The following is a 24,551-nucleotide window of genomic DNA, read 5'->3' as shown; positions in this document are numbered from 1 at the left end:
GTCGCGGGGGGTCAGTGCGGGATGCCGTCGATGATCTCGCGCGCACCCTGACGCAGCAGGGCCACGGCGACCGAGGTCCCGAGCGTCGCCGGGTCCAGCCTGCCCGCCCACTCGTGGGCGTTGAGGCGTGTCTTGCCGTCCGGGGTGAACACACAGGCCCGCAGGGACAGTTCGCCGCTGCGGTCCACCCGCGCGAACCCGGCGATGGGGCTGTTGCAGTGCCCCTGGAGCACATGCAGGAACATGCGCTCGGCGGTGGTCTCCCGGTGGGTGTCCGGGTCGCCGAGACCGCTCACCGCGTCGATCAGCGCGGTGTCGTCCTCACGGCACTGCAGCGCCAGCACGCCCGCGCCGATGGGCGGCATCATCGTCTCCGTCGAGAGGATCTCGCTGATCACGTCCTCGCGGCCGATGCGCTCCAGGCCGGAGACCGCGAGCAGCAGGGCGTCGGCCTCCCCTGCGGCCAGCTTCGCGAGCCGCTTGTTGGCGTTGCCCCGGAACGGCACGCACTCCAGGTGGGGATGCGTGGCGGCCAGCTGCGCGACGCGGCGCACCGAGGAGGTGCCGATCCGTGTGCCGGCCGGCAGTTCGTCCAGGGTGAGCCCGCCCGGGTGGATCAGGGCGTCGCGGATGTCGTCCCGCTTGAGGAACGCGGCGAACACCGTGCCCGCCGGGAGCGGCCGGTCGGCGGGCACGTCCTTCACGCAGTGCACCGCGAGGTCGGCCTCGCCGGCCAGCAGCGCCGCGTCGACCTCCTTGGTGAACGCGCCCTTGCCCTCGACCTGGGACAGATCGCCCATCCACTTGTCGCCGGTGGTCTTCACCGGAACGACCTCGGTGCGCACTCCGGGATGGGCGGTGGCCAAGTCGGCCCGGACGCGCTCGACCTGGGCGAGGGCCATGGGGGAGTCGCGGGAGACGATGCGAATCAGTTCGGGGACGGACATGCCGACACGATAGACCCTCTCGCGGGGGAGTTCGTGCCCTACCTCCCCCGACCGCCGGGCGCGGAACGTCAGTTCGGCACGAGCGGATCACCCCGCTGTGCGGCGTCCCCACGGCCCGCCGGGCGCCGGCGGAAGCCGGACCCGGCCACAGGCCCGGGGCGCCCTGGACCACCTCGACGGGTGGTTGCGCCCCGAGCCCGCCCGCGGCCGGACCGCGCGCGTCAGGCGTACGGGTCGAAGGCGATGCCGGACGGCTTGGCCTTGGCGAGGTGGTTGGCGAAGTTGCCGTCCTTCAGGCCGAAGTTGGCGCTGCCGAAGTCGTACGACGTGAGCTTGTCGCGCACCCCGGCCGGGTAGCCGTTCCAGCCGACCAGCGCCGGGTACTGCCAGGTGTGCTTGTGGTTCTCCGGCGGCTCGTCGTTCGCGTTCGCGGCGCGGAAGCAGTGCGTGCTGACGCCGTCCTTGTGGTAGACGATCTTCGCGTGCGCGCCGTCGAAGCGGATGGCGGAGGCCGCGTGCACGGTGAACCCGCCGTGGTTGGACGTCGACACGTACTTGACCTGGTTGTCCTGTACGAACACCGCGACGTGCTCGAAGTCGTGCCGGTGGCCGCCGATGCTGCTGCCGGCCACGGCCTGGTCCTTCTCGAAGTACAGGGCGTACAGGATGGCGCACCAGCCGTTGTTGCACTTGGAGCGCGCGTAGCCGTTGGTGTTGTCGAGGTCCGAGGCGTCCCGGCAGTTGCCGTTCAGGGCGCCGGTCGGGTTGAGCCCGCCGTTCACGGTGCCGTCCGGGCCGATCGCGGGCGTGGAGTAGCAGCCGTCGGTGTCGTAGTCGTAGGCGGGCTGGTACGTCCGCTCCAGCGTGTCCGCGTTGGCGGGCAGCGCCGGGGGCGGGGCGGCGTGGGCCGTGGCGGGGACCGCGAGGACGAGGGCGGCGGCACCGGCCGCTCCGGTGAGCCATCTCCTGCGGTGGTGGGCGAACGGGCGTGACGACACTGCGTCCTCCTTGGTCCGGGCGCAGCCCAACGGCTGTGGGGGAAAGGGAGGTTCAGCTTCCAGGCTGAACGCGTCCATGCCAAGAGGGGTGGAGGATCTCAACAGTGAATCAAAGCCCAACAGTTGACCACGGGCCGTCGTTTCAGACCAGGTCGTCCGGGATGTCCGCCGCCGCGTCCTCGGGTGCCAGGTCGGGCCGGAGCCGCAGCCAGGACGGTTGCCTCAGCAGCCCCTCCCGGGTGCGGGTGCTGTAGCGGACCTCGCCGACCAGGCGGGGCACGACCCAGTGCGCCCCCGGAGCGCGCGGGGCGGGATCGAAGGGGCAGACGCCCGTCGCGGCGGCCCGCAGCAGCGCGGCGAGTTCCGTGCGTTCGGCCTCGCTCCAGCCCGTTCCCACGCTGCCGACGTAGCGCAGCCGTCCCGCGGCGCGTTGCCCGACCAGCACCGCGCCCGGCAGGCCGGTGAGCCGTCCCCTGCCGGGCTGCCAGCCGCCGACCAGGACGTCCTCGGTGCGCATGTTGCGGATCTTGATCCAGGCCCGGGAGCGCGTCCCCGGTTCGTACACGGAGTCGAGCCGCTTGCAGACCAGGCCCTCCAGGCCGTGCTCCCTGGTGGCGCGCAGGGCTTCGGCGCCGTGGCCGACGAGCGCCCGCGGGGTGGACCACGACGGTCCGGCGAGGCCGAGGTCCTCCAGCGTCGTGCGGCGGCGTGCGTAGGGGAGTCGCAGGAGGGAGTGGTTCTCCAGATGCATCACGTCGAACAGCACGAGATGGACCGGGACCTCCGCCGCCCGCCGCGCGGCCCTCGCGGGTGCGTGGGCCAGGCCCATCCGGGACTGCAGCAACTGGAAGCTGGCACGGCCCTCGGCATCCAGGGCCATGACCTCGCCGTCCAGTACGGCGGCCGTGGTGCCGAGGGCGGTGCCCAGCGGCCGGAGTTCCGGATAGGCGGCGGTGATGTCCTCCCCGGAGCGGGCGCGCAGCAGCACACTGCCGTCCCCGGGCAGATAGACCACCACCCGCTGGCCGTCCTGCTTGGTCTCGTAGGCCCACCGCGCGTCCTGCGCGGCGGGCGGCAGGGCGCCGGACGTGGCGAGCATGGGCGGGATCAGCGGCAGGTCCACGGGGGAGGTGTCGACGAACCGGCCGGTCCTCACGCGTGTTTCCCGGCTGTTTCCCCTGAACGGCGCCGACCGCGGCACGTGCGGCGGACCCGCCCGATTTACTTGAGTTACGCAACGAGATGGTAGCGTGGCGCTCATGTCCACACCACCACTCCCCGGCGTCCCCTCCCCGGAAGTGATCGACATCGAGCGCGCGCTCACCCGCATCACCTACCTCGGCACCCGCGCCCGCCGGCACGACCGGCTGATGGCCCTGGCGGGCGTGCCGCTGGACCGCGCCGCCGTGGCGCTGCTGCGGCAGATCGCCGACTCGGAGCCGTTGCGGCCGGGGGAGCTCGCCGCGCGGCTGGGCGTGGAGGCCTCGCACGTCACGCGCACGGTGCAGCAGTTGCACAAGTCCGGGTACGTCACCCGCGTCCCCGACCCGGACGACCGCCGCGCCCAGCGCATCGAGCTCACCGACGCCGGCGGCGAGGCCATCGCCAAGGTCCGTGACGCCGGTGTCCGCGGCATGCAGATGGCGCTGTCGGAGTGGTCGCCCGACGAGCTGCGGCAGCTCGCCACGCTGTTCCACCGCATGGTCGACGACTTCCTCGCCTACGCCGGCGAGGAGGGCGAACCTCCGTCCGCCCCGGCCGGGACGGACTGACCCCCGGTCACCGGTGCGGCCGGGTCGCGCGGATCCGCCCGCACGGCATCCGCCGCTCTCGGAGGCGCCGGTTCGCGCAGGCCGCACAGCAGCAGCCGGCCCAGCGCGGGCAGCGCGATGAGCGGCAGCAGGGCCGACCGCAGAGACGTCGCGTCGGCCAGCGCCCCGAGCGCGGGGGCCGCGAGACCGCCGACGCTCACGGCCAGGCCCAGCGTGACCCCGCTCGCGGTCCCCGCCCGCCGGGGCAGGAAGTCCTGGCCCAGCGTGATGTGCAGCGAGAACGGTACGTACAGGCCCGCCGACGTCAGCGCCACGAACAGGTACACCGGCGGCCCGGGCACCAGGACCAGCCCGGCAACGGCCGGGACGGTCAGGGCGTACGACCGGCGCACCACCGCTGTTCGCCCGTACCGCTCGGCCAGCCGGCCCCCGACGAGCGTGCCGGCCGCGCCGCCGGCGTAGAGCACGAACAGGGCCGCCGTACCGGCCGCCGCACCGCCGCCGGTGCGCTCCCGCACGTACAGCGCGACGAACGTGCCCAAGCCCACGAACACCACGGAGCGGCAGACCACCGCCCCGGACAGCCGCAGGAAGGACCCTCAGTCGTCCTCGCCCGCGGCGGCGGACGCGGCAGCATTCCTGGCGCCGAAGCCCGCCGAGCGCACCGCCGCCGCGCACAGCGCCGCCCCCGCCAGGGCCGGGACCACCCGCAGGGGAGAGGCGCGCAGCCCACCCCCGCGGACCCGCGTCTGGCCGCCGTGTGCGCGCTCGTGCACGCCGACCCGGCCGACGTGCGCACCCTCGCCGAGCTGGGCGCCGCGACCGGGGTGGGGGAGCGGACCCTCAGCCGGCTCTTCCGGGGCCAGTTCGGCATGACGTTCCCGCAGTGGCGCACCCAGTCGCGGCTCTACCACGCCCTGCGGATGCTGGCCGACGGCCTGCCCGTCACCACCGTCGCCCACCGCTGCGGCTGGTCCTCCGCCGGCGCCTTCATCGGCGTCTTCCGCCGCTCCTTCGGGTACACGCCGGGCCGACATCACGGGCACTCCCGGGACCCGGTGAACTGACCTGTCTACCGACCGGTAATAATGCGCGGCAGGCCTTCAGAGGAGGAACCGTGCCCCGGTCCGAACGCTCGCCCCTGCTGCTCGCCGGCCTCCTGGCCACCGCGGGCGTCGCCCACTTCGCCACCCCACGCCCGTTCGACGCGACCATCCCGCGCGGCCTGCCCGGCACACCGAGGACCTGGACCTACGCCAGCGGCGCCGCCGAGCTCGCGCTGGCCGCCGGCCTGGCGCTGCCGCGCACCCGCAAGGCCGCCGCGCTGGCCACGGCCGCCTTCTTCGTCGGGGTGTTCCCCGCCAACGTGAAGATGGCCGCCGACTGGCGCCACCGCCCCACCCCGCAGAAGGCCGCCGCCTTCGGACGCCTGCCCCTGCAGGTGCCCCTGGTGCTGTGGGCCCGCGGCGTCGCCCGGAACGCGGAGGGCAGGTCGTGACCGCGCGCGTGGAGGCCGGGGACAAGGTCGAGGACTTCTCCCTGCCCGACGAGACGGGCACCGTCCGCAGCCTGTCCGAGCTGCTCGCCGAGGGCCCCGTCGTGCTCTTCTTCTACCCGGCCGCCCTGACCCCCGGCTGCACCGCCCAGGCCTGCCACTTCCGCGACCTCGCCGCCGAGTTCGCGGCCGTCGGCGCCCGGCCCGTGGGCATCAGCGGCGACGACGTCGAGCGGCAGCAGGAGTTCGCCGGCCGGCACGGCCTCGGCATGCCGCTGCTGTCCGACGCCGACGGCACGGTCCGCGAACGGTTTGGAGTGAAACGAGGCTTCTCCCTGGCGCCCACCAAGCGCACCACGTTCGTCATAGCGCAGGACCGCACCGTCCTCGACGTCGTACGCAGCGAACTGCGCATGAACGCGCACGCCGACCGGGCGCTCACCGCGCTGCGCGCCCACCGGCCCTGACACGGCCACGAATGCCGCGTCGCGGTTGATACAGGGCGGCAAAGGGATAATCCTGGACGATATGGAGGACGCCTCCGCTGCTGCGATCATCGACGCCCGCGGCATCCTGACGGGGTGGAGCGAGGGAGCCCGGCGGCTGACCGGCTACCCCGCCCATGAGGCCCTGGGCCGTGCCGCGCGGGACTTGCTCGCCGAGGCCGTGCCGCCCGAGGCGATGTCCGCGCGGTCCGGCACGGTCATGGTGCGGCACCGCGACGGCTACCTCGTCGGGCTGCGCGTCAGAGCCTGCGCCGTGACGGGCCCGGACGGCGAAGCGAGCGGGTACGTGATCACCGCCGCGTCGCCCGGCCCCGGGGAGACGTCCCTCGCCGGCCGTGCCTTCCAGCAGGCGTCCATGTCGATGTCCGTCTTCGACGTCAAGCAGCGCTACCTGCGGCTCAACGACGCCGCGTGCCATGTGATGGGCGTGTCCGAGGAGACGCTGCTCGGCCGGCACTTCCCCGAGACAGTGGAGGAGGCGGAGCACAGCCGCGGCTTCAACTGGCACCTGCGGCACGTCGTCGAGACGGGCCGGCCGCTGCGGTACGAGAGCTACACCGGCGCACCGGCCCTCAACCGGGAGCACGCCTGGGTCACCGAGATGTGGCCGGTGCGGGACGCCGACGGCGAACTCGTGGGGACCGCCCTGGCCGCGTTCGACAGCACCGAGCAGTACTGGGCCAGGCAGCGCCTCGCCCTGCTGAACGAGGCCGCCGCCGCCATCGGCACCACCCTGGACGTGGTCCGCACGGCCGAGGAACTGATCGGGGTCGTGGTGCCCCGGTTCGCGGACTTCGCGAGCGTGGACCTGTTCGACTGGGTGCTCGGGGCCGACGAGGCACCTGCCGCGTCCGCGGAGGAGATCACCCTGCGGCGGGTCGCCCACGGATCCGTCACCGAGGGCACTCCGGAAGCGGCCGTCCACGTGGGAGAAGTGGACGTCTATCCCTCGTTCTCGCCGATCGCCCGCGCCATGCGGGAGGGCCGGGCCATCATCAGCCAGGCGGGAGAGCCGGCGTTCATGCGCTGGGTCGCCGAGCGCAATTCCCGCGCCCCGGAAGGACGTCCCTACCGCATGGGCGTCCATTCGATGATGGCCGTACCGCTGCGTGCCCGCGGCACCACGCTCGGCGTCGCCGTGGCCGTGCGCGTGGCGCAGCCCGACGACTACGCCGACGACGACGCCGTGTTCGCAGAGGAACTCGCCAGCCGGGCCGCGGTCTGCGTCGACAACGCCCGCCGCTTCGCCCGCGAACGCACCACCGCCCTCGCCCTCCAGCACAGCCTGCTGCCCAGGGGCCTGCCCGGCCAGGCCGCCGTCCAGGTCGCGCACCGCTACCTACCCTCCGGCTCGGCGGCCGGTATCGGCGGCGACTGGTTCGACGTGATCCCGCTGTCCGGCAGCCGTGTCGCGCTGGTCGTGGGGGATGTCGTGGGGCACGGCATCCCCTCCACTGCGACCATGGGCCGGCTGGTCACGGCCGTCCGCACCCTCGCCGACGTGGACCTGCCGCCGGACGAACTCCTCACGCACCTCGACGACCTGGTCACCCATCTCGCCTCGGACGACCAGGGCGACGAGGTCGCCGAGCTGGGCGCGACCTGCCTCTACGCCGTCTACGACCCCGTCGTGCGCCGGCTGAACCTGGCCGCCGCCGGGCATCCCGCACCCGCCCTGGTGCTGCCCGACGGATCCACCCGGCTGATCCCCATGAGCGCGGGGCCCCCGCTGGGCGTGGGAGGGCTGCCGTTCGAGGCGACGGAGCTCCAGCTGCCCGAGGGCTCCGTCGTCGCCCTCTACACAGACGGGCTCATCGAGGACCGCGACCGCGACGTCGACCACGCCACCGACGAGCTGTGCCGGGCCCTGACGGTGCCCGCCGACTCGCTGGACGCCCTGTGCGACACCGTGCTGAAGGCCGTACTGCCGGAGGAGCCCAGCGACGACGTGGCCCTGCTGCTGGCCCGGACCCGGGCGCTGGGCGCCGACCAGGTCGCCACCTGGGACGTCATCCCGGACCCCGCGGAGGTGGCCGCCACCCGGCAGGCCGCCACCGACCAGCTCACCGCGTGGGGCATGGACGAGACGGCCTTCGTCACCGAACTCGTCGTCAGCGAACTGGTCACCAACGCCATCCGGTACGGCGCCCCGCCCATCCAGCTCCGCCTGATCCGGGACCAGACCCTCATCTGTGAGGTGTCCGACGGCAGTTCGACCTCCCCGCACCTGCGGCGGGCGCACCAGGACGACGAGGGCGGCCGCGGTCTGCTGCTGGTCGCCCAGCTCACCCAGCGCTGGGGCAGCCGGCAGACCACCCGGGGCAAGACGATCTGGTGCGAACAGGCGCTCACCCCGCTGTTCTGACCTCACTCCCCGGCCGCGTCGGAGGCGACCTGGGCGAGCGTGCGGCCGGACTTGGCCGAGCGCGCGCGGCGGGGATCGGGAGCCCCTCGCGTACGGGCCGCGTCCCCGGTCCGCTTCACCAGCAGCCACGCCTCCTCGCCGTCGCCGCCCCGGCCGCCGCGGAACCGGGTCAGGGCGTACTCGCCGCGCAGCTTGGAACCGCTGAGCCGGAACGTGGCGTGCCCGCGCTCCAGCGACTCCGCGAAGTCGACGGGCCGGCCCGCGCGGTCGTGGCTCAGCGGCTCGTACGTGCCGTGGTCCCAGACGATCACCGTGCCGCCGCCGTACTCGCCGCGGGGGATCACGCCCTCGAACTGCTCGTACTCCAGCGGATGGTCCTCCGTGGGCACGGCCAGCCGCTTGTCCTTCGGGTCCGCCGAGGGGCCTTTCGGGATCGACCAGGACTTCAGCACGTCGTCCACCTGCAACCGGAAGTCGAAGTGCATCGTGCTCGCGTCATGGATCTGCACCACGAACCGGGGCTCGTCCCCGGCGGACGCACCCCGCCCGCGGGGCTCCCCGGTCCGGTCGAAGTCGCGCTTGCCGCGGTAGTCCCGCAGCCGGTCCCGGTCAGCCACGTGCGACTCCTTCCCGCCTCGCGCGCCCCCGGGTACCCGTCAGAACTCCTCGTGCACCTCGGGGTCACCGCCGACCCGCCGCTGCCCCCGGTCCGCCACGGCCCGCATCTCGTCCTCGTCCAGCTCGAAGCCGAAGACGTCGAGATTGGCGCGCTGCCGCTCCGGGTTCGCCGACTTCGGGATGGGCACCGCGCCCAGCTGCGTGTGCCACCGCAGCACGACCTGCCCGGGCGAGACCCCGTGCGTCTCGGCGATCCGCGCCACGGCGGGATCCTCCAGCAGGGGCGTGCCCCGGCCCAGCGGGCTCCAGCTCTCGGTGACGATGCCCTTGGCCGCGTGGAAGGCGCGCAGTTCGTCCTGGGTCAGCAGCGGATGCAGCTCGATCTGGTTGACCGAGGGCAGCACCCCGGTCTCACGCTCCAGCCGCTCGATGTGCCCGGCCGTGAAGTTCGAGACGCCGATCGAGCGGACGAGCCCCTCCTCACGCAGCTTGATCATGGCCTTCCAGGAGTCGACGTACCGGTCCACGCGCGGCAGCGGCCAGTGGATCAGGTACAGATCGACGTACTCCAGGCCGAGGCGGGCCCGGGACTCCTCGAAGGAGGCGAGGGTCTCCTCGTAGCCGTGGTGCCGGCCCGGGAGCTTCGTCGTCACGACGACCTCCTCGCGCGGCACCACCCCGGAAGCCACACCGCGGCCGACCCCCGTCTCGTTGCGGTAGTTCGTCGCCGTGTCGATCAGGCGGTAGCCGGCCTCCAGGGCCGAGAGCACCGCCTGCTGCGCCTCGTCGTCGCCGAGCGGCCAGGTGCCCAGGCCCAGGGCGGGGAGCGTCGTACCGTCGTTGAGCGTATGGGTCGGGATGCTGATCACCGTGGGACCTTCCCGTCGAGTGTGCGTACGGCTGTGTCGCCCCTCCAGCGTCACGGATAAGGTGAGTGATGATCAACCGGACACATGGGGGATGAGGACGGCGGACGGCATGGGCAGCGCCGAGGAGAAGCCGGTGACGGGGTCGGGGCGTGCCACCTCGCGGGACGTCGCGCGGCTCGCCGGCGTGTCGCACACCGCCGTGTCCTTCGTGTTCAACGGCCGCGCCGTCGGCAATCTCTCGCCCGCCACCCAGGAACGCATCCGGCAGGCCGCCGCCCAGCTCGGCTACCGGCCCGACCCCGTCGCCCGGGGCCTGCGCCGCAGCCGTACGGCCGTGATCGGCCTGGTCACCGACGAGATCGCCTCCTCGCCCTTCGCCGGGCGGCTGCTGCGCGGCGCCATGGACACCGCCTGGGCCCGCGAACACCTCGTCCTCACGGTCGACTCCGGCGGCGACCCGGCCAAGGAGGACGCGGCGGTCGCCGAACTCCTCGACCGGCGCGTCGACGGCATCATCTACGCGGCCATGTCCCTGCGCAGCCTCCGCGTCCCCGAGGGCCTGCACCGCACCCACTCCGTCCTGGCCAACTGCCTGCCCGAGGACGGCTCACTGCCCGCCGTCATCCCCGCCGAGCGCGCCGGCGGGCGCAGCGCGGCCCGGTTGCTGCTGGAGCAGGGGCACCGGCGGGTCGCGATCGTCGGAGGGCATGACGACATCGCCTCGGCGGAGCGGTTGCGCGGCTTCCGCGACGCGCTGCGCGCCGAGGGCATCACCGTCCCCCGGGACTGGGTCGTGCGGACCGGAGGGGAGATCTCCAGCGGCCACGAGGGCGCCACGCGCCTGCTCGACGGCGCGCCGCCCGAGGTCCGGCCCACCGGGATCTTCACCTACAACGACCGGGTCGCCGCGGGCGTCCTGCACGCCGCGACCCGCCTCGGCATCGCCGTCCCCGGCGACCTGTCGGTGGTGGGCTACGACGACCAGGAGCACATGGCCGCCCACCTCGCGCCGCCCCTCACCACCGTCGCCCTGCCCCACCGGGCCATGGGGGAGACGGCCGCGCGTCTCCTCCTCGACGCCATCGGCACCGGCCGGACACCGCCCGCGACGGTGCGGCGCCTGGCCTGCCCGGTGATCAGCCGCGCGTCGGTGGGACCAGCGCCCACCCGGTGACGGACGCGCCGGGCGTCACGCTCAACTCCCTGACGTCGTCCGTCCGTTGATAGACGCGCTCGGTGACCGTGGCCCGGTCGCCGACGAACAGCTCGTACAGCGAGCCGTCCACGAGGACGCGCACGGTCAGCTGCTCGGCCGGCGGTACCGGGACGACGATCGGTGCCCCTGCCTCCTTGCGGGGCCAGTCGTCGCGGTCGAGCGTCACGGTGCCCGCGTCCGGGTCCAGCCGGAGCGTCAGCCGGGCTCCCTCGGCCGACCGCAGCAGACCGACGGTGGTGTGCTCGCGGGCGGTGACCGTCAGGTCGTAGGCCGCCGGCAGCCCGGCCCGGCCGGGGGCCGTCACGAACGGCTCCGCGGCGCGCAGCCTCCGCAGCTCCGGCGCCGGGGACACGCGCAGCGCCCCGTCCGGATGGACGTCGACGACACGGGGTGCGCTCAGCACACCGGCCCAGTCGGCCTCGCCCTGCTCACGTGCCTCCCACGACCAGCCCCACAGCAGGACGCGGTCCGGCTCCTGGAGCACGGCGGGCGCGTAGAAGTCGCGGCCGTGGTCGAGCAGGCCGCCGGTGCGCGGGGTGAGGCGCAGGTCCGCGTCGAGGCGGCCCGTGAGGTACCCGGTGGTCCACGGGTGCCCGTCCCACAGCGACACCACCAGCACCCGCTCGCCGCCCTGCGCCTCGTACAGCTGCGGGCATTCCCAGCCGGTCGCCCGGCCGCCGAACGCCGCCCTGGCCACCGGGTCGTGGCCGTCGAGGAGCACACCCGCGAACCGCCAGTCGGTCAGGTCGTCGCAGTCGTAGAGCAGGACCGAAGGGGTGCCGTCGGCGTGGCCCGCGCCGACCAGGGCCCAGCGGCGCCCGTCGTGCCGGAAGACGAAGGGGTCGCGGAACATCACCACATCGAGGCCATCGGGCGGGCCCGTGACCACCGGGACGGGCAGAGGCGTCCAATCGGCCAGCGCCGGGTCGTCCGGGTCCGCCGCCCGGGCCAGGCAGATCGTGCCGAGCCCGGTGTGATCGCGGTCCACCCCGGTGTAGACGGCCGTCGGAACGCCCTCGTCGTCGACCACGCAGCCCGACCAGCAGCCCGCCTCGTCCGGGCCGCCCGGGGTGGGCGTGAGGGCGATCGGATGGTGCTCCCAGTGGGCGAGGTCGGCGCTGGAGGCGTGGCCCCAGTGGACGTTGGCGTGCACCGGGGCGTCCGGGTTGTGCTGGTAGAAGAGGTGGTGGCGGCCGCGCCAGCGGAAGGGGCCGTTGGGGTCGTTCATCCAGTTGGCGGGCGGGCGGACCCGGAAGCGCGGGGCGTTGGGGTCCTGCGGGGGAGCGGCGAGGCTCAACGGTTGACTCCTGCGGACGTGATGCCCTCCCGCAGAGGGCGCTGGCCGACGACGAACACGGCGACGGCGGGGATCATGGAGAGGACGACACCGGCCAGCACCACGGAGATGGAACCGGTGCCGAGGTTGCCCTGGAGGGAGACCAGGCCCAGCGGCAGGGTGTAGTTCTGGCCCGACGTCTCCAGGATCAGCGGGCGGAAGAACTCGTTCCAGTGGTAGTTGAAGGCCAGGACGCCGACGATCGCGAGGCCGGGCGCGGCCAGTGGGGCGTACACCGACCGGAAGGTCCGCCAGGGCCCGGCCCCGTCCAGCATCGCCGCCTCGCCGAGGTCCTTGGGCATGCCGAGGAAGTACTGGCGCATCAGGAACGTGCCGAACGCGGTCGGGAAGGCCGGGATGATCAGCCCGAGCAGGGTGTCGGTCAGGCTCATCGACTTCAGCACCAGGAACACCGGCACGATGGTGACCTGCAACGGCACCATCATCGTCGCCAGGACCAGACCGAAGAGCGGCTTCTTGAAGCGGAACTCCAGCCGGGCGAAGGCGTATCCGGCCAGGCCCGCCGTGATCATCTGGCCGACCGCGATGAGGGCCGTGACCAGAGTGGAGTTGAGCGCGAGCAGCCAGACGTCGATCTGGTCGAAGACCCCGCGGTAGGCCTCGGTGGACGGGTTCGACGGGATGAGCTGCGGCGGGAGGTCGAACGCCTCGGCCGGGGTGCGCAGCGAGGTGGAGACCGTCCACACCACCGGACCGAGGGTGAGCAGCGCGCACACAGCCAGTCCGGCGATCCGCGCCCACGGCGCAAGGCCGTGCCGCCCACGGCTGGAGGAGAGGGTTGCTTGGCTCATGGGAGGACTCACCCGGCTCACTGGTAGTGGACGAAACGCCGGCTGAGCCGGAACTGGAGGGCGGTGACCGCCATGATCAGCACGAACAGCAGCACACCCACCGCGGACGCCTCCCCGAAGCGCAGCTGCTCGAACGCCGTCTCGTAGATGACCATCACGACCGTGCGGGTGGAGTCACCGGGACCGCCGTTGGTGAGGACGTACGGCTGCTCGAAGACCTGGAGCGCGTTGATGATGCCGACGACCGATGTGACCAGCAGCGTCGGCGACAACAGCGGCAGGGTGACGGCCAGGTGCTTGCGCAGGCCCGTCGCTCCGTCGAGGGCGGCGGCCTCGTGGATCTCCTTCGGGATGTTGTTCAGCCCGCCGACGAACAGCAGGAACGAGAAGCCGAACTGCTGCCAGACGTAGACCAGGACCACCGTCGCCATCGCCGCGTTCTCCGACGTCAGCCACGGCACCGGCGCGATCCCGACGAAGCCGAGCAGCCAGTTGATCACCCCGAAGTCCTGGTTGAACAGGTACTTCATCACCACCGAGATCGACGCGGCGGACAGCACCAGGGGGAAGAAGAACGCCGAGCGGAACACCGACCGCAGCCACACCGGCATCCGCCCGTTGAGCGTGAGGGCGAGGGCCAGCGCGACGAGCAGTTGCAGCGCCACGGCGAACACCATGAACACCAGCGTGTTACGGAAGGAGACCAGCACGGTCTCGTCGCCGAACACCTCGCCGTAATTGGAGAGCCCGGCGTAGGACGGCGAGTCGATGACGTTCCAGTGGAAGAGGCTGAGGACCACCGAGCCGACGATGGGCACGACCGTGAAGACCACGATGCCGACGATCGTCGGCGCCAGGAACAGCGTGGCCAGCAGCCGGGTCCCGCGGTCACGGGCCGAGGGACCCTTCGGCGCCGGGACGGGCGGGGCCGCGGGGCGTTCGGCGCGCGCGGGTGGTATCTGGGTGTTCGTCATACGTCACGCTCCATGGCCTTCTCCAGGTCGCCCTGCATCCGGCGCAGCGCGGGACGCACCGAACGCGCCGAGGCCAGGGCGGTGCCGGTGTGCTTCAGCAGCACCTGCTCGACCTCGGCGACCTGCGGCGGCGCCGGGATCGGTCCGGTGTCGGGGAACCGGTCGAGGGTGTCGTAGAAGACCGGCCAGTGCGCCGGGCCGGTCTGCGCGTAGCGGTCGGCGGTGAGCAGGGACCGGCGGGCCGGGGTCGTCTGGTTCGTGGCGAACAGCCGCTCCAGGGTGTCCTTGCGGGCCGCGTACTTGATGAACTCCCACGCCTCGTCCTGCATGTTGGAGGTGCGCAGCAGGGCGTAGCCCGCCGCTCCGTACTGCATGCGCTGGGTGCGCCAGCGTGGGAAGTACTGCACGTCGAACCCGTCCCGCTCCATCCCGGCCAGGTGCAGGCCGCCCGCCCAGAAGCCGCCCGCCGGGGTGACTCCGACCCGGCCGGTGGAGAACACCCCGATGAGGTTCTGGCCGTTGCCGCCCTCGGGGCGGGTGCACAGGCCGTCCTGGATCAGGGAGGCGAGGTAGTCGTAGACCTCCTCCACCCGGTCGTGCGAGGCCTGCGGCGTCGTCCACCGGAAGCCCCCGCCCCGGCCCTTGCGCTGCGCGGCCGGATAGAAGCCGTTCCACAGCCAGTCGCCGCCGGGCGCCTTGGACTCGGCGAGCAGGTTGGTGTCGTTCGCGAACAGCCAGGGCACCACACCGCCCCAGAGCCGGTTGGTCCAGAAGTACGGCGTGAAGCGGGCGCCGCTCGACTTCTTCATGTCCCGCAGCAGTGCCGTGAAGTCGTCCCGGGTCCAGTCGGCCGGCGGGAAGTCCGCCCCCGCCCGGCGCAGCACCTGGCGGTTGAAGTACATGTCGGCCGCGTTGAACTCCACCGGCAGCTGGTGGAGGCTGCCCTCGTACATCATCGACTCCACCAGCGAGGGATGGACGTCGGCGAAGTACTCCTTCAGCTCGGCCGCGTCCCGCTTGACCCAGTGGTCCAGGGCCACCCCGAGCCGCTGCGCGAAGAGCTGCACACCCTCGGTGGCGACGTAGACGAGGTCGGGGGCGCTGCCGGCGGCGACCTGGGTGAGGATCTTCGCGAAGAAGTCCGACCAGTCGACGGCCTGGACCGCGTTGATCCGCAGCTTGATGTCGGGGTGCAGCTCGGCGAAGCCCTCGCTGAGCGCGCGGATGGCCTCCGGCCCGTAGGCGGGACCCAGCGTGGCGACGACGAGGGAGCCGTCGTCCCGGCCGGGGATGTCGGCTCCGGTGAGCCGGTCCCAGCTCGCGGCGGTGCCGGCCAGGGCGGCGGCTCCCGTGCCATAGGCGCCGTACCGCAGCAGGGCGCGGCGGGTGAGGTGCGAGTTGGTCATCGTGTGGGGCCTAACTCGTGTTAGCCGTGGGTTGATGCCCCAGATGATGTGAGGGCGGAACGGGCCTGTCAAGGCGTGCGACCGCTTGACCTTTAACGAGTTAGGTCCGAGAGTCCTGATCCCATGAGCCGCCGTTTCCGACGAGACGAACGAGGTGTGTGATGGGCGGGATCACCAGGAGGACGCTGTTCGCCGGGTCGGCCGTGGGCGCGGCGGGCGCCGTGTTGCCGGCAGCACGGCGGGCCGAGGCCGGGCCCGGCAGGACGGTCCGGGCGAGCTACCGGGCCGGGTACCACTTCACCGTCCCCGAGCAGTGGAAGAACGACCCGCAGCGGCCGGTCTGGATCGACGGCAGCTATCACTACTACTACCTGCACAACGCCGACTACCTGGCCGGTGAGATCGGCACCGCCTGGCGCCTGGCCACCAGCACCGACCTGGTCTCCTTCACGGACCGGGGGACCGCCGTGCCCAAGGACACCACGCCGGGCGGCGACGTCTGGTCGGGGTCGGCGGTGGTCGACACGCACGACACGGCCGGTTTCGGGGCGGGCGCGGTCGTCGTGCTGGCCACGATGTCACCGCACGACGGCCCGGCCGACCAGGCGCAGTACCTGTACTACTCCACCGACGGCGGACGCACCTTCACCCCGCACGGCACCGACCCGGTGCTGCCCAACCCCGGCGTGCGTGACTTCCGCGACCCGAAGGTGATCCGCGACGAGGAACGCGGCCGGTGGGTGATGGCGCTCGCCGAGAACGACAAGGTGGGCTTCTACCACTCCGCCGACCTCAAGGCCTGGACGTACGCGAGCGGGTTCATCAGGAGCGGCATCGGGGTGCTGGAGTGCCCCGACCTGTTCCGGATCCGCGCCGGGGACGGCACCGTGAAGTGGGTGCTCGGCGTGAGCGCCAACGGTAAGGCCACCGGCCTGCCGAACACCTACGCGTACTGGACGGGCGGCTTCGACGGCAGCACCTTCACCGCCGACGCGACCGATCCGCAGTGGCTCGACCACGGCTGGGACTGGTACGGGGCCGTCACCTTCGACAAGCGCGGCACCGACGGCACCCTGGACGAAGGGGCCCGTTACGCGATCGGCTGGCTGAACAACTGGGACTACGCCCACATCACGCCCACCATCGACGGTGACGGCTTCAACGGCACCGACTCGATCGTCCGTGAGATCACACTGAAGCGCGCGGGCGACGGCACCTACTATTTGGCGTCCCGGCCGGTCGCCGCGCTCGACCGGTACGTCTCCCGCACGGTGCGGCTCGGCGACCTGGAGGTCGAGGGCACCCGCCTCCTCGACTACCGGGGCACCGCCTACGAGCTGACCTGTGAGGTCACCTGGGACCGGCTCACAGGGGCGGGGGTGCAGCTGAGGCGCTCCCCTGACGGCGTCCGGCACATCGACGCCGGTGTCCACCGCGACTACGCCTACCTCAACCGCCGCCCCACCGTGTCGCCCGACATGACGGGCAGGTGGCAGGAGAGCCACAGCCCCTTCGACCCGGCTCGGCGCGAGGTGCGGTTGCGCATTCTGGTCGACCGCACCTCCGTGGAGATGTTCGTGGACGACGGCCGGTACGTGCACTCGTCGGCGGCCTTCCCGTACCTGGTCGACACGGGGCTCGCGCTCTACACGGTCGACGGCGGGGCGGTGTTCCGGAACACCGTGATCCGCGAGTTCAGGATGTAGGGCGGACCGGTTGTCCGGCAGCCGCGACCGGCCGGTCACGGCATGGTCGCCCTCGACGCAGATCACTGTCACGATCTTCGGGAAGGCCGGACCACGCCCACGACCAGCGGAGCGCTCATGACGACGGACAGCCCGATGACGGACCAGGCAGTGCGGGACGCCGGGGTGGAGGTGAAACCGGTCGCCGGGTACATCGGGGCCGAGATCGGCGGGGTCGATCTGGCGGCGGACCTCGACGACACCGTGGTCGCCGCGATCAGGGCGGCGGTGCTGCGGTGGAAGGTGGTGTTCTTCCGTGGGCAGCGGCTGGACCACACCGGGCATGTGGCCCTGGCGCGGCGGTTCGGGGAGCCGGTGGTGCTGCCGCGGCGCGGCAAGGCCTCGCCCCCGGACTTCCCGGAGATCGAGACGACCGCCGACCGGCTGGAGCTGGGCGGGCGGTTCGGAATGGAGCACGACGAGTGGCTGCGGCGCCGCCGCCACACCCTGCTGCGCGGCTGGCACTGCGACCACGGCGCCCGCGTCGACCCGCCCGCGGCGACCATCCTGCGCGCCGAGACCGTACCGCCCTACGGCGGCGACACCACCTGGGCGAACCTGGCGGCGGCGTACGCCGGACTCTCCGCGCCGCTGCGGCAGTTCGTCGACGGGCTGCGGGCCGAGCACCGGCTGGGCGTCGGCTACCAGCCACGGCCCGGCGACGACGCGTACGTCCGGCATCTGCTGGACCGGCAGGTCGCCTCGCTGCACCCCCTGGTGCGCGTCCACCCGGAGACGGGGGAGCGGATCCTGTACGTCAACGGCTACTACGTCGAGCAGATCGACGGCCTCTCCCGGCCCGAGAGCGGCGCGATCCTGGAAATGCTGCTGGAGCAGGCGGTCCGGCCCGAGCACACCGTCCGGTTCCGCTGGGAGCCGGGCAGCGTGGCGTTCTGGGACAACCGCGCCACCATGCACCTCGCCCCCGGCGACACCGCCCATCTCGATCATCCCCGGATCATGCACCGCGTCATGCTCGCCGGGGACGTACCCGTCGGGGTGGACGGCAAGCCGTCGGAGCCGATCACCGGGACCGCGCCCGGCCGTTGGTGACCGCGGCCCGGTGCGGGCCGGTGGACCGGGCAGTGATGCGCCCTCGTCGGCGGGCGGGGGCGGGCTGCCTGGAACCCACAGGGACGTAGCGAGGAACGATCACTCCGCCGGTTCGGGGTTGTTGCGCTGCTTGGCGATGAACCGCGCCTTCTTCTGACGATTCCCGCACGTGTTCATGTCACACCATTTGCGGGTGCGGCTCTGGCTGGTGTCGAAGAAGGCCGCTCGGCAGGTCGGTGATGCGCACAAGGCCAGTTTTCCGTCTCGTTCGCCGGCGATGATGCCGATCGCGTCGGCGGCGATCACGCCGAGAGCGTCCTCCACGCAGGAAGCCGAGCTGAGCTGCCATCGCCGCTCGCCCTCGGGCGTCAGAATGGCCGCGGCCCGGCCCTGAGCGCTGCGGTCATTGATGACATGCACAGCGGACGCGGGGAGAGGGTCCTGCACTGCGGCCGCTGTCGCGGCGGCGTGAATCGACTCCCTCAGTTCCCGGGCGAGGTCGAGCTGTGCAGTGGTGCAGGAGTCCACGGCGAGGCCGTTCACCGTCAGCCAGTCGACGAGTCGTCGCGGCGTGGGAATGCGCTCCACGGCGTTGCCGTGACGCTCCGACAGGGTCCCTGTGAAGCTGGTCGCCAGCACGCTGCCGAGGCGGAAGTCAGGGAACTCACCACGCATGGAACCACCTTAGCAGGTTGCGGCATGACTCCGAGGGCTGCTAGAACCTTCTAAGCCGGTTCCGCGATGGCCTGGAGGTCTCATGCTCCGTCCGACCAGCGACGTGCAAGCGTTTGAAGCCCACGCGAGCGACGCCGACCTCGACGATCTGCGCGCCCGACTGGCCGCGGCGCGACTGCCGGAGGCCGAGACGGTCCACCGCGCCGCGCCCGACCCTCGCCGATGGGAACAAGGCGTTCCGCTCGCCGACCTCGTCGATCTGGTGAACTACTGGCGCACCGGATACGACTGGCGGTCGTTCGAAGAGCGCCTTGACCGCATCGGCCAGTTCCGCACGACCATCGATGATCTGGGAATCCACTTCCTGCACCGCCGATCCGCGCGCCCGGACGCCACTCCTTTGATCCTGACGCACGGCTGGCCGGGCAGTATCGCTGAATTCGTCGATGTGATCGACGAGTTGGCCGATCCGGGAAAGGCGGACGCGCCGGCGTTCCACGTCGTGGTTCCCTCGCTGCCAGGATTTGGTCACAGCGACAAGCCGGCCACCACCGGGTGGGGAACAGAAAAGATCGCGGCCGCATGGGTGGAACTGATGGGAAGGCTCGGCTACGACAGGTTCGTGGCCCACGGCGGCGACTGGGGAGGCAATATCACCACGGTTCTCGGCGGCAGGTTCCCGGCGCACGTTCTCGGCATCCACACCACGTTCGCGGAGGGACCACCCGGGTTGACGACGGACGGGCTGACCGCGGTCGAGCGCGAGTGGGCCGAGGAAACCCGCCGTTTCTGGCGGCACCGCGCGGCGTACGCGAAGCAGCAGGCCACCCGGCCGCAGACCATCGGTTACTCGCTCGTCGACTCACCGGTCGGGCTTCTCGCCTGGATCCTCGACAAGTTCGCCGAGTGGTCGGACACCGAGGACAGCCCGTTCGAGACGATCTCCAGGGACCGCGTTCTCGACGACGTCACCCTGTACTGGCTGACGCGGACCGGCGCATCGGCGGCCCGCATCTACTACGAGAGCCACAACTCGCTCGATCCCGAACTGCGGGTCGACGTCCCGTCGGCGATCACCGTGTATCCCCGCGACGTCGAGAGGTGTCCGCGCCCCTGGGCGCAGGAGCGGTACCGGCAGATCGTCCGATGGGGGTCGCCCGAACGAGGGGGCCATTTCCCGTCGCTGGAGGTTCCTGAGTATTTCGTCCAGGACCTGCAAGAGGGCCTCGCGGCTGTGTTGGCCGCTCGTCGGTGAACGTGGTCCTCAACCGCCCCGGGACGCCCCGCCCGCCCGGAGCATCTGGCTCGCGGCCAGCTCGCGGTAGAGGGCACTGCCGGCCAGCAACTCCTCGTGACGCCCGCCGGAAACCGTGCGGCCGTCCTGGAGCAGCACGATGTGGTCGGCGTGCTGCACGGTGGACAGACGGTGGGCGATGACCAGCAGGGCGCACTCCTGGGCGACGTCCTTCATGACCGTGGTGAGCGCCGCTTCGTTGATCGCGTCGAGGTGCGAGGTGGGCTCGTCCAGGAGGAGCAGCGCGGGCCGGGCCAGCAACGCCCGTGCGAGGGCGACACGTTGACGTTCGCCGCCGGAGAGGTTGCAGCCGTGTTCACCGATGACGGTGGCCAGGCCGCCGGGCAGCCGGTCGACGACCTCTTCGAGCCGGGCCAGTTCGACGACGCGCCGGATCTCCGCATCCGTGGCGTCGGGCACGGCGTAGGTGATGTTGTCGCGCAAGGTGCCGTGGACCACATGAGTGTTCTGGTCGACCACGGCGATGCCCCGGCGGCAGTCACCACGAGTGAGTTCGGTCGCCGGCCGCCCGCCGAAGAGCAAGGTGCCCGCATTCGGCTCGTAGAACCTCGCGACCAGGGCGAACACCGTGCTCTTACCGGCTCCGGACGGGCCCACCAGGGCCACGTGCCGGCGCTGCGGGACGGTGAACGACACACCGCGGAGGACCGGCCGCTCCGGTTCGTAGCCGAAGTGGACGTCGCGCAGGGCGAGGACGGGCTGTTCACGAGTCCCGGACGGTCCGGTCGGCTGCGGTGCCGGTGCGTGGTCCGTCGGGTTCCGTGGTGCGGTGGGTTCCACCGGGAGGTGGAGTGCCTCGTCGATGCGCTGGTAGGCGCCCATCCCGCGTTGGACGAGGCCGACCGCGCGGAAGACGGAGGACAGTGGGAGGACGAGGTACGAGGCGTACAGCAGGAACGCGACGAGGTCACCGAGGGAACCGGCGTGACCGCCGACGCGCAGGCCGCCGACGACCAGGACGATGAGAAAGGAGCCCTGCACGGCGAGTTCCACCGCCGAGCTCATCACGGAGGCGAGCTTCGCGGTGCGCACCCCCGCGCCGTAGGCCGCGTCCACGCGGGAGCCGATGCCGGCCGCCTCCCGCTCCTCGGCCCGGTGCACACGGACCATCGGCAGGGCACTCAGGGCGCGTTCGAGATCGGCGGCGACGGCACCGACCGAGCCCTGCATGTGTTCGGAGGCGTTCCTGATGCCCGTGAGCAGTGAGGCGACCACCACGGCCGACGCCGCCACGGTCACGGCGACCAGGAGCAGCAGCAGCGGGTCCAGCCACGCCATGAGGGCGATCGCCCCGGCCGCGACCAGGCTTCCCGTCACGAGATCGACCAGGGCCTGCGAGACGACCTCCCGCAGCAAGGTGGTGTCGGCGGTCACCCGGGAGATGAGGTCACCGCTCCGGTGGCGGTCGTACTCCCTCATCTCCAGGCGGAGCAGCCGGCCCACCAGCCCGTGCCGGAGCTGGCGTACGACGCCTTCGCCCATCCGTTCCAGAAGGAAGCGCCCCGCCGCCCCCGTCCCCGCCTCGACGACGAACAGCGCGCCGAGGAGGGCCAGCAGCGGCCAGATCACCTGTCCGCGGCCGCTCGCGTCCACGACGTGCTTGGCGACGAGCGGCTGGGCCAGCCCGAGGGCGGAGCCGACGAGGGTCAGCACGCTGGCCACGGCGATGGCGCTGCGATGCCCGGCGGTGAGCCGGTACATGGTGGCCACCGCAGTCAGAGTGGATCTGTCGGTAGCGGATTTGCCGGTAGCGGACTTGTCGGTCTCGGTCTCGGTCTCGGTCTCGGTCTCGGATTCGGTTCCGGCGGCCGGGGGCCGGCCGCCGTGCGGGACGGTCGCGCCGGTCATCGGTCGGCGGGCCCCGGCAGCGGGGCGACGGCCACCAGCCGGGCGAAATAGCCCTGCGGGACTCCCTCGCCGACGGGCAGGCCTTCGGCCTCGACCCAGGCGTGCGCGGTGAAGGGCGGGGTGACCCGTACGCCGGTGCACCAGGTCGGCCACGTTCCGCCGAGCCGGCACAGCAGTGCCGCTCCCAGGGAGCGTGGCAGGCACCCCTTCGGCCCGGCGCAACGCAGGCTGACGGCGCACATGGCGTCGCGTGCGTTCTGGGCCTGCCCGGTGGTCGCCGGTGCGGCGCCGCGCCGCAGGACGCCGAGCACGGTGCGGATGTGGCGGGGCGGCAGCAGAGCGAGGCAGACGGCGGGGAGCAGGACGAGGCGGGCGGTCAGGCGCCGGGCCAGGGACACACCGGTGGGCCGCTCCAGCGCGCTGGGCGTCGTCATGAGGCGAGCCCCGCCTCACGCAGCTCGCGGACCAGCGTCTCGACGTCCTGGAGGGCTTGCGCCCGGTCGATGTCGAACTCCCGGACCAGGGCGGCGGCCGCGTCCGCCTCCTCGCCGCCGTCCAGCAGCGTCCGCACCACCAAGGTGGCCGTCGGGTTCAATTCCCAGTAGGAACCGACTTGTTCGTCCAGCAGAACCGTGCCGTAGTCGGTCTCGGCCGTGGAGACGTTGGCGCCGAACCGCAGGGGCATGTGGGGGCCTTTCTGACGTGTCTGACGGGCTGTCCGACGGGGTGCCGGTCAGGGTTGCGGGACATGGGCGCGGCCGCGGGCGAGCCCGCGCAGCCACACCTCCGCGGCGATCGTGGAGTAGAGGATGGCGTCGGAGAGCCCCGGGGAGGCGGGCCGCCGGGCGAGGCGGCGCAGCTCGGCGCCGTCCACCAGGCCCAGTTCCGCCAGCCGTGAGTCCTCCCACAGGGCCAAGAGGTCGGCACGGTGTTCGCGCAGTCCGTTGGAGGCGTCCATGGAGGCCGTGGCCTTGTTGCTGCGCTGCAGGCACTCCTCGGGCACGATCCCGCGCATCGCGGCGCTCAGGACGGGCTTGTACCGCCAGGGCGTGACGCGCTCGCCCGGGCGTACGGAGAGGCACGCCTCGATGACGCGGTCGTCCAGGAAGGGAGAGGCCATCGGCAGGCCCGCGCGGGCCGCCATCCGGTCCCACTGCCGGATGACGCGGGTGCACGAGCGGATCTGCTCCAGGTCGGTGTGGAGCCCGCGGTCCGGATGCAGCGGAGAGGTCGTCGCCGCCGCGTCGAGCAGGGCCCGGCGCGCCATCCGCTCGGCCTCGGGAGTCACCCAGTCGAACAGGCGCGGGGCCATGCCCCAGCCGAGACCCGTCGCGACGGACGGGGGCAACGGGCCCCGCAGGTCACCGGCGGCGTCGGTGAGCCACCTCCGGTACGGCCGGGAGTCGGCGAGAGCGCGGAGTGTGCCGCCGAGCGGCCATTGCCACAGCGCCCGGAATCCGCGCAACTGGCGCAGGGCGAACAGCGGACGGGTGCGCAGCAGCCGGTGGTAGTACGCCTCGGAGCACCATGCCACGTGGTCGCCGCCGATGCCGGTCAGGTGCAACCGGCTGCCGCGTGCGGCGAGGCCGGGCAGGTGGTGCAGCACCCGGGAACGGTCCATGACGCCGATGGTGGGTTCGTCGAGGAGGTCGTCGATGCCGAGCAGGTCCTCGTAGACCAGCGGTGAGGAGTCGGCGTCCCAGACGACGTGCTCGACGTCCGGCAGGTACCCCATCGCCCGCTCGGCCCAGATCAGGTCGGTGTCCGCCGGATCCCGTCCGGGCCACGTGCTCGCCAGCACGCGGGCGGGCGAGCGGTCGGCCAGGAAGCAGACGGAGGTCGAGTCCAGGCCCCCGGACAGATCGCAGCTCACCACGCCCCCCTGACGGGTGCGGGCGCCGACGGCCTCCTCCAGTGCCGTCCGGATCAGGGGAGCCGTATCGGCGAGCGGCCGGACCGGCTCCGGCGGTGTCCACCACCGGGTGTGCCGTACGCTGCGGCCGTCCGCGGCGATGACCACGGCGTCCTGTGGGAGAACGGCGGTGACCGCCCGCCACATCGAGGTCTCGAACAGCGGGTACGGGGCGGGCCACAGCAGCCTGACGGCCAGTTCCTCCACGTCGGGCTCCAGGCCCAGGACGGTGGCCAGAGTGTCGGCGCGGGTGGCGGCCACGCGCACGCCGTCGATCTCCGCGTGGAAGACGAGCCGCAGTCCGGAGGCCGTGCCCTGCACTCTGAGCCGACCGTCGAGGGCACCGACGAGGTGGAAACTGCCGGGGAGGGACCGGGCCAGTGCGTCGAGCTCCGTGAGCTCACGCAACCGTGCGGCCCGGCGCCGCAGTTCGTCGGCGTCGATGGGGCAGCAGCCGACGACGGCCAGGGAGGCGCCGCCGACGCTCGCGGTGACGATGTCGTCGTCGTGCCAGTGGCCGACCAGCCAGGGCCGGCCCGACGCGTGTGCGAGGGTCCGGGTTCCGGGGCGGGCGAAGGAGCGGGCCGCGGCGGCCGCGTCCGCACGGTCCGTGAAGACCGCGAAGTGCGCGTCGCCGGGGCCCGTCCCCGCACTTTCGTGCAGTTCAGTCATGACGTCGGGTCAAGAAC

The 24,551-nt window shown here is 72.3% G+C and carries 22 protein-coding genes and 2 pseudogenes; 9 read left to right on the top strand and 15 right to left on the bottom strand.

Features of this window, described 5'->3' with window-relative positions; all coding sequences use genetic code 11:
• Window positions 1–11: 11 nt before the first annotated feature.
• From hemC to ligD, 3 genes are all read right to left on the bottom strand, one after another.
• Window positions 12–947, bottom strand: coding sequence for a hydroxymethylbilane synthase (gene hemC, locus ACFY5B_RS25155; RefSeq protein WP_389972721.1), 936 nt, complete (start codon window positions 945–947; stop codon window positions 12–14).
• Window positions 948–1,168: 221 nt separating this feature from the next.
• The gene (locus tag ACFY5B_RS25150; RefSeq protein WP_389972719.1) at window positions 1,169–1,945 is read right to left on the bottom strand and encodes an NPP1 family protein; all 777 of its coding nucleotides are present in this window, start codon (window positions 1,943–1,945) and stop codon (window positions 1,169–1,171) included.
• 142 nt (window positions 1,946–2,087) lie between these two features.
• Window positions 2,088–3,068 (bottom strand): non-homologous end-joining DNA ligase, encoded by a 981-nt coding sequence (gene ligD, locus ACFY5B_RS25145; RefSeq protein WP_389972780.1) that lies wholly within the window; start codon window positions 3,066–3,068, stop codon window positions 2,088–2,090.
• A gap of 136 nt (window positions 3,069–3,204) precedes the next feature.
• On the opposite strand from ligD, the gene ACFY5B_RS25140 reads away from it, so the two are divergent.
• On the top strand, window positions 3,205–3,717 hold the full coding sequence (locus ACFY5B_RS25140; protein WP_389972717.1) for a MarR family winged helix-turn-helix transcriptional regulator: 513 nt from the start codon (window positions 3,205–3,207) through the stop codon (window positions 3,715–3,717).
• Here the strand turns inward: ACFY5B_RS25140 and ACFY5B_RS25135 are convergent.
• A pseudogene (locus ACFY5B_RS25135) lies at window positions 3,666–4,451 on the bottom strand (MFS transporter); the annotation flags it as partial. The gene ACFY5B_RS25140 and the pseudogene ACFY5B_RS25135 sit on opposite strands and share 52 nt — an antisense overlap.
• On the opposite strand from ACFY5B_RS25135, the pseudogene ACFY5B_RS25130 reads away from it, so the two are divergent.
• The 4 genes and pseudogenes from ACFY5B_RS25130 to ACFY5B_RS25115 form a co-directional block, all read left to right on the top strand.
• Window positions 4,443–4,784, top strand: a pseudogene (locus tag ACFY5B_RS25130) (helix-turn-helix transcriptional regulator); the annotation flags it as partial. The pseudogenes ACFY5B_RS25135 and ACFY5B_RS25130 overlap by 9 nt on opposite strands.
• Window positions 4,785–4,834: 50 nt before the next feature.
• The gene (locus tag ACFY5B_RS25125; protein ID WP_389972716.1) at window positions 4,835–5,215 is read left to right on the top strand and encodes a DoxX family protein; all 381 of its coding nucleotides are present in this window, start codon (window positions 4,835–4,837) and stop codon (window positions 5,213–5,215) included.
• Complete coding sequence (locus ACFY5B_RS25120; protein WP_389972714.1) at window positions 5,212–5,679, top strand: peroxiredoxin; 468 nt, start codon at window positions 5,212–5,214, stop codon at window positions 5,677–5,679. Before ACFY5B_RS25125 ends, ACFY5B_RS25120 begins: the two co-directional genes overlap by 4 nt.
• Window positions 5,680–5,740: 61 nt before the next feature.
• The gene (locus ACFY5B_RS25115; RefSeq protein ID WP_389972712.1) at window positions 5,741–8,083 is read left to right on the top strand and encodes a SpoIIE family protein phosphatase; all 2,343 of its coding nucleotides are present in this window, start codon (window positions 5,741–5,743) and stop codon (window positions 8,081–8,083) included.
• A gap of 2 nt (window positions 8,084–8,085) precedes the next feature.
• Here ACFY5B_RS25115 and ACFY5B_RS25110 read toward each other — a convergent pair whose 3' ends face one another.
• The gene (locus ACFY5B_RS25110) at window positions 8,086–8,700 is read right to left on the bottom strand and encodes a DNA polymerase ligase N-terminal domain-containing protein (RefSeq protein WP_389972711.1); all 615 of its coding nucleotides are present in this window, start codon (window positions 8,698–8,700) and stop codon (window positions 8,086–8,088) included.
• Between the two features lie 39 nt (window positions 8,701–8,739).
• Entirely contained in the window at window positions 8,740–9,570 is an 831-nt protein-coding gene (locus ACFY5B_RS25105) for an aldo/keto reductase (RefSeq protein WP_389972709.1), read from the bottom strand.
• 109 nt (window positions 9,571–9,679) lie between these two features.
• Here ACFY5B_RS25105 and ACFY5B_RS25100 point away from each other — a divergent pair, with 109 nt between their 5' ends.
• The gene (locus ACFY5B_RS25100; RefSeq protein WP_389972779.1) at window positions 9,680–10,744 is read left to right on the top strand and encodes a LacI family DNA-binding transcriptional regulator; all 1,065 of its coding nucleotides are present in this window, start codon (window positions 9,680–9,682) and stop codon (window positions 10,742–10,744) included.
• Here ACFY5B_RS25100 and ACFY5B_RS25095 read toward each other — a convergent pair.
• From ACFY5B_RS25095 to ACFY5B_RS25080, 4 genes are read right to left on the bottom strand one after another with little or no spacing between them, the layout of a single operon-like run.
• Window positions 10,707–12,083 carry a glycoside hydrolase family 32 protein gene (locus ACFY5B_RS25095; RefSeq protein WP_389972707.1) on the bottom strand — a complete coding sequence of 459 codons (1,377 nt, stop codon included), beginning with the start codon at window positions 12,081–12,083 and terminating at the stop codon, window positions 10,707–10,709. The two genes, ACFY5B_RS25100 and ACFY5B_RS25095, sit on opposite strands and share 38 nt — an antisense overlap.
• Window positions 12,080–12,934: a carbohydrate ABC transporter permease gene (locus tag ACFY5B_RS25090; RefSeq protein ID WP_389972705.1), complete on the bottom strand. Its 855-nt coding sequence runs from the start codon at window positions 12,932–12,934 to the stop codon at window positions 12,080–12,082. Before ACFY5B_RS25090 ends, ACFY5B_RS25095 begins: the two co-directional genes overlap by 4 nt.
• A gap of 17 nt (window positions 12,935–12,951) precedes the next feature.
• Entirely contained in the window at window positions 12,952–13,908 is a 957-nt protein-coding gene (locus ACFY5B_RS25085; RefSeq protein WP_389972703.1) for a carbohydrate ABC transporter permease, read from the bottom strand.
• Window positions 13,905–15,314 carry an extracellular solute-binding protein gene (locus tag ACFY5B_RS25080; RefSeq protein WP_389972701.1) on the bottom strand — a complete coding sequence of 470 codons (1,410 nt, stop codon included), beginning with the start codon at window positions 15,312–15,314 and terminating at the stop codon, window positions 13,905–13,907. Before ACFY5B_RS25080 ends, ACFY5B_RS25085 begins: the two co-directional genes overlap by 4 nt.
• A 161-nt stretch (window positions 15,315–15,475) precedes the next feature.
• Here ACFY5B_RS25080 and ACFY5B_RS25075 point away from each other — a divergent pair, with 161 nt between their 5' ends.
• Together ACFY5B_RS25075 and ACFY5B_RS25070 are read left to right on the top strand one after the other, a co-directional pair.
• Window positions 15,476–17,020 (top strand): glycoside hydrolase family 32 protein, encoded by a 1,545-nt coding sequence (locus ACFY5B_RS25075; RefSeq protein WP_389972699.1) that lies wholly within the window; start codon window positions 15,476–15,478, stop codon window positions 17,018–17,020.
• 117 nt (window positions 17,021–17,137) lie between these two features.
• On the top strand, window positions 17,138–18,112 hold the full coding sequence (locus tag ACFY5B_RS25070; RefSeq protein WP_389972697.1) for a TauD/TfdA dioxygenase family protein: 975 nt from the start codon (window positions 17,138–17,140) through the stop codon (window positions 18,110–18,112).
• A gap of 99 nt (window positions 18,113–18,211) precedes the next feature.
• On the opposite strand, the gene ACFY5B_RS25065 is transcribed toward ACFY5B_RS25070, so the two are convergent.
• Window positions 18,212–18,787, bottom strand: a complete 576-nt coding sequence (locus ACFY5B_RS25065) for a CGNR zinc finger domain-containing protein (RefSeq protein ID WP_389972696.1) — start codon at window positions 18,785–18,787, stop codon at window positions 18,212–18,214.
• 82 nt (window positions 18,788–18,869) lie between these two features.
• Between ACFY5B_RS25065 and ACFY5B_RS25060 the strand changes: the two genes are divergently transcribed.
• Window positions 18,870–20,042 carry an epoxide hydrolase family protein gene (locus ACFY5B_RS25060; protein WP_389972694.1) on the top strand — a complete coding sequence of 391 codons (1,173 nt, stop codon included), beginning with the start codon at window positions 18,870–18,872 and terminating at the stop codon, window positions 20,040–20,042.
• A 9-nt stretch (window positions 20,043–20,051) separates the two neighbouring features.
• On the opposite strand, the gene ACFY5B_RS25055 is transcribed toward ACFY5B_RS25060, so the two are convergent.
• The 4 genes from ACFY5B_RS25055 to ACFY5B_RS25040 form a co-directional block, all read right to left on the bottom strand.
• Complete coding sequence (locus tag ACFY5B_RS25055) at window positions 20,052–21,803, bottom strand: ABC transporter ATP-binding protein (protein ID WP_389972777.1); 1,752 nt, start codon at window positions 21,801–21,803, stop codon at window positions 20,052–20,054.
• Between the two features lie 143 nt (window positions 21,804–21,946).
• Window positions 21,947–22,384, bottom strand: coding sequence for a lasso peptide biosynthesis B2 protein (locus ACFY5B_RS25050; RefSeq protein WP_389972692.1), 438 nt, complete (start codon window positions 22,382–22,384; stop codon window positions 21,947–21,949).
• Complete coding sequence (locus ACFY5B_RS25045) at window positions 22,381–22,635, bottom strand: lasso peptide biosynthesis PqqD family chaperone (RefSeq protein ID WP_389972690.1); 255 nt, start codon at window positions 22,633–22,635, stop codon at window positions 22,381–22,383. The genes ACFY5B_RS25050 and ACFY5B_RS25045 overlap by 4 nt, the downstream gene beginning before the upstream one ends.
• A gap of 48 nt (window positions 22,636–22,683) precedes the next feature.
• The gene (locus ACFY5B_RS25040; RefSeq protein WP_389972688.1) at window positions 22,684–24,534 is read right to left on the bottom strand and encodes a lasso peptide isopeptide bond-forming cyclase; all 1,851 of its coding nucleotides are present in this window, start codon (window positions 24,532–24,534) and stop codon (window positions 22,684–22,686) included.
• Between the last annotated feature and the right edge of the window lie 17 nt (window positions 24,535–24,551).

This window comes from Streptomyces sp. NPDC013187, from assembly GCF_042899705.1.
Classification (GTDB): Bacteria; Actinomycetota; Actinomycetes; order Streptomycetales; family Streptomycetaceae; genus Streptomyces; species Streptomyces hawaiiensis_A.
Note: the sequence above shows the minus strand (reverse complement) of the source record. Positions and strands in the feature narration are given on the sequence as shown.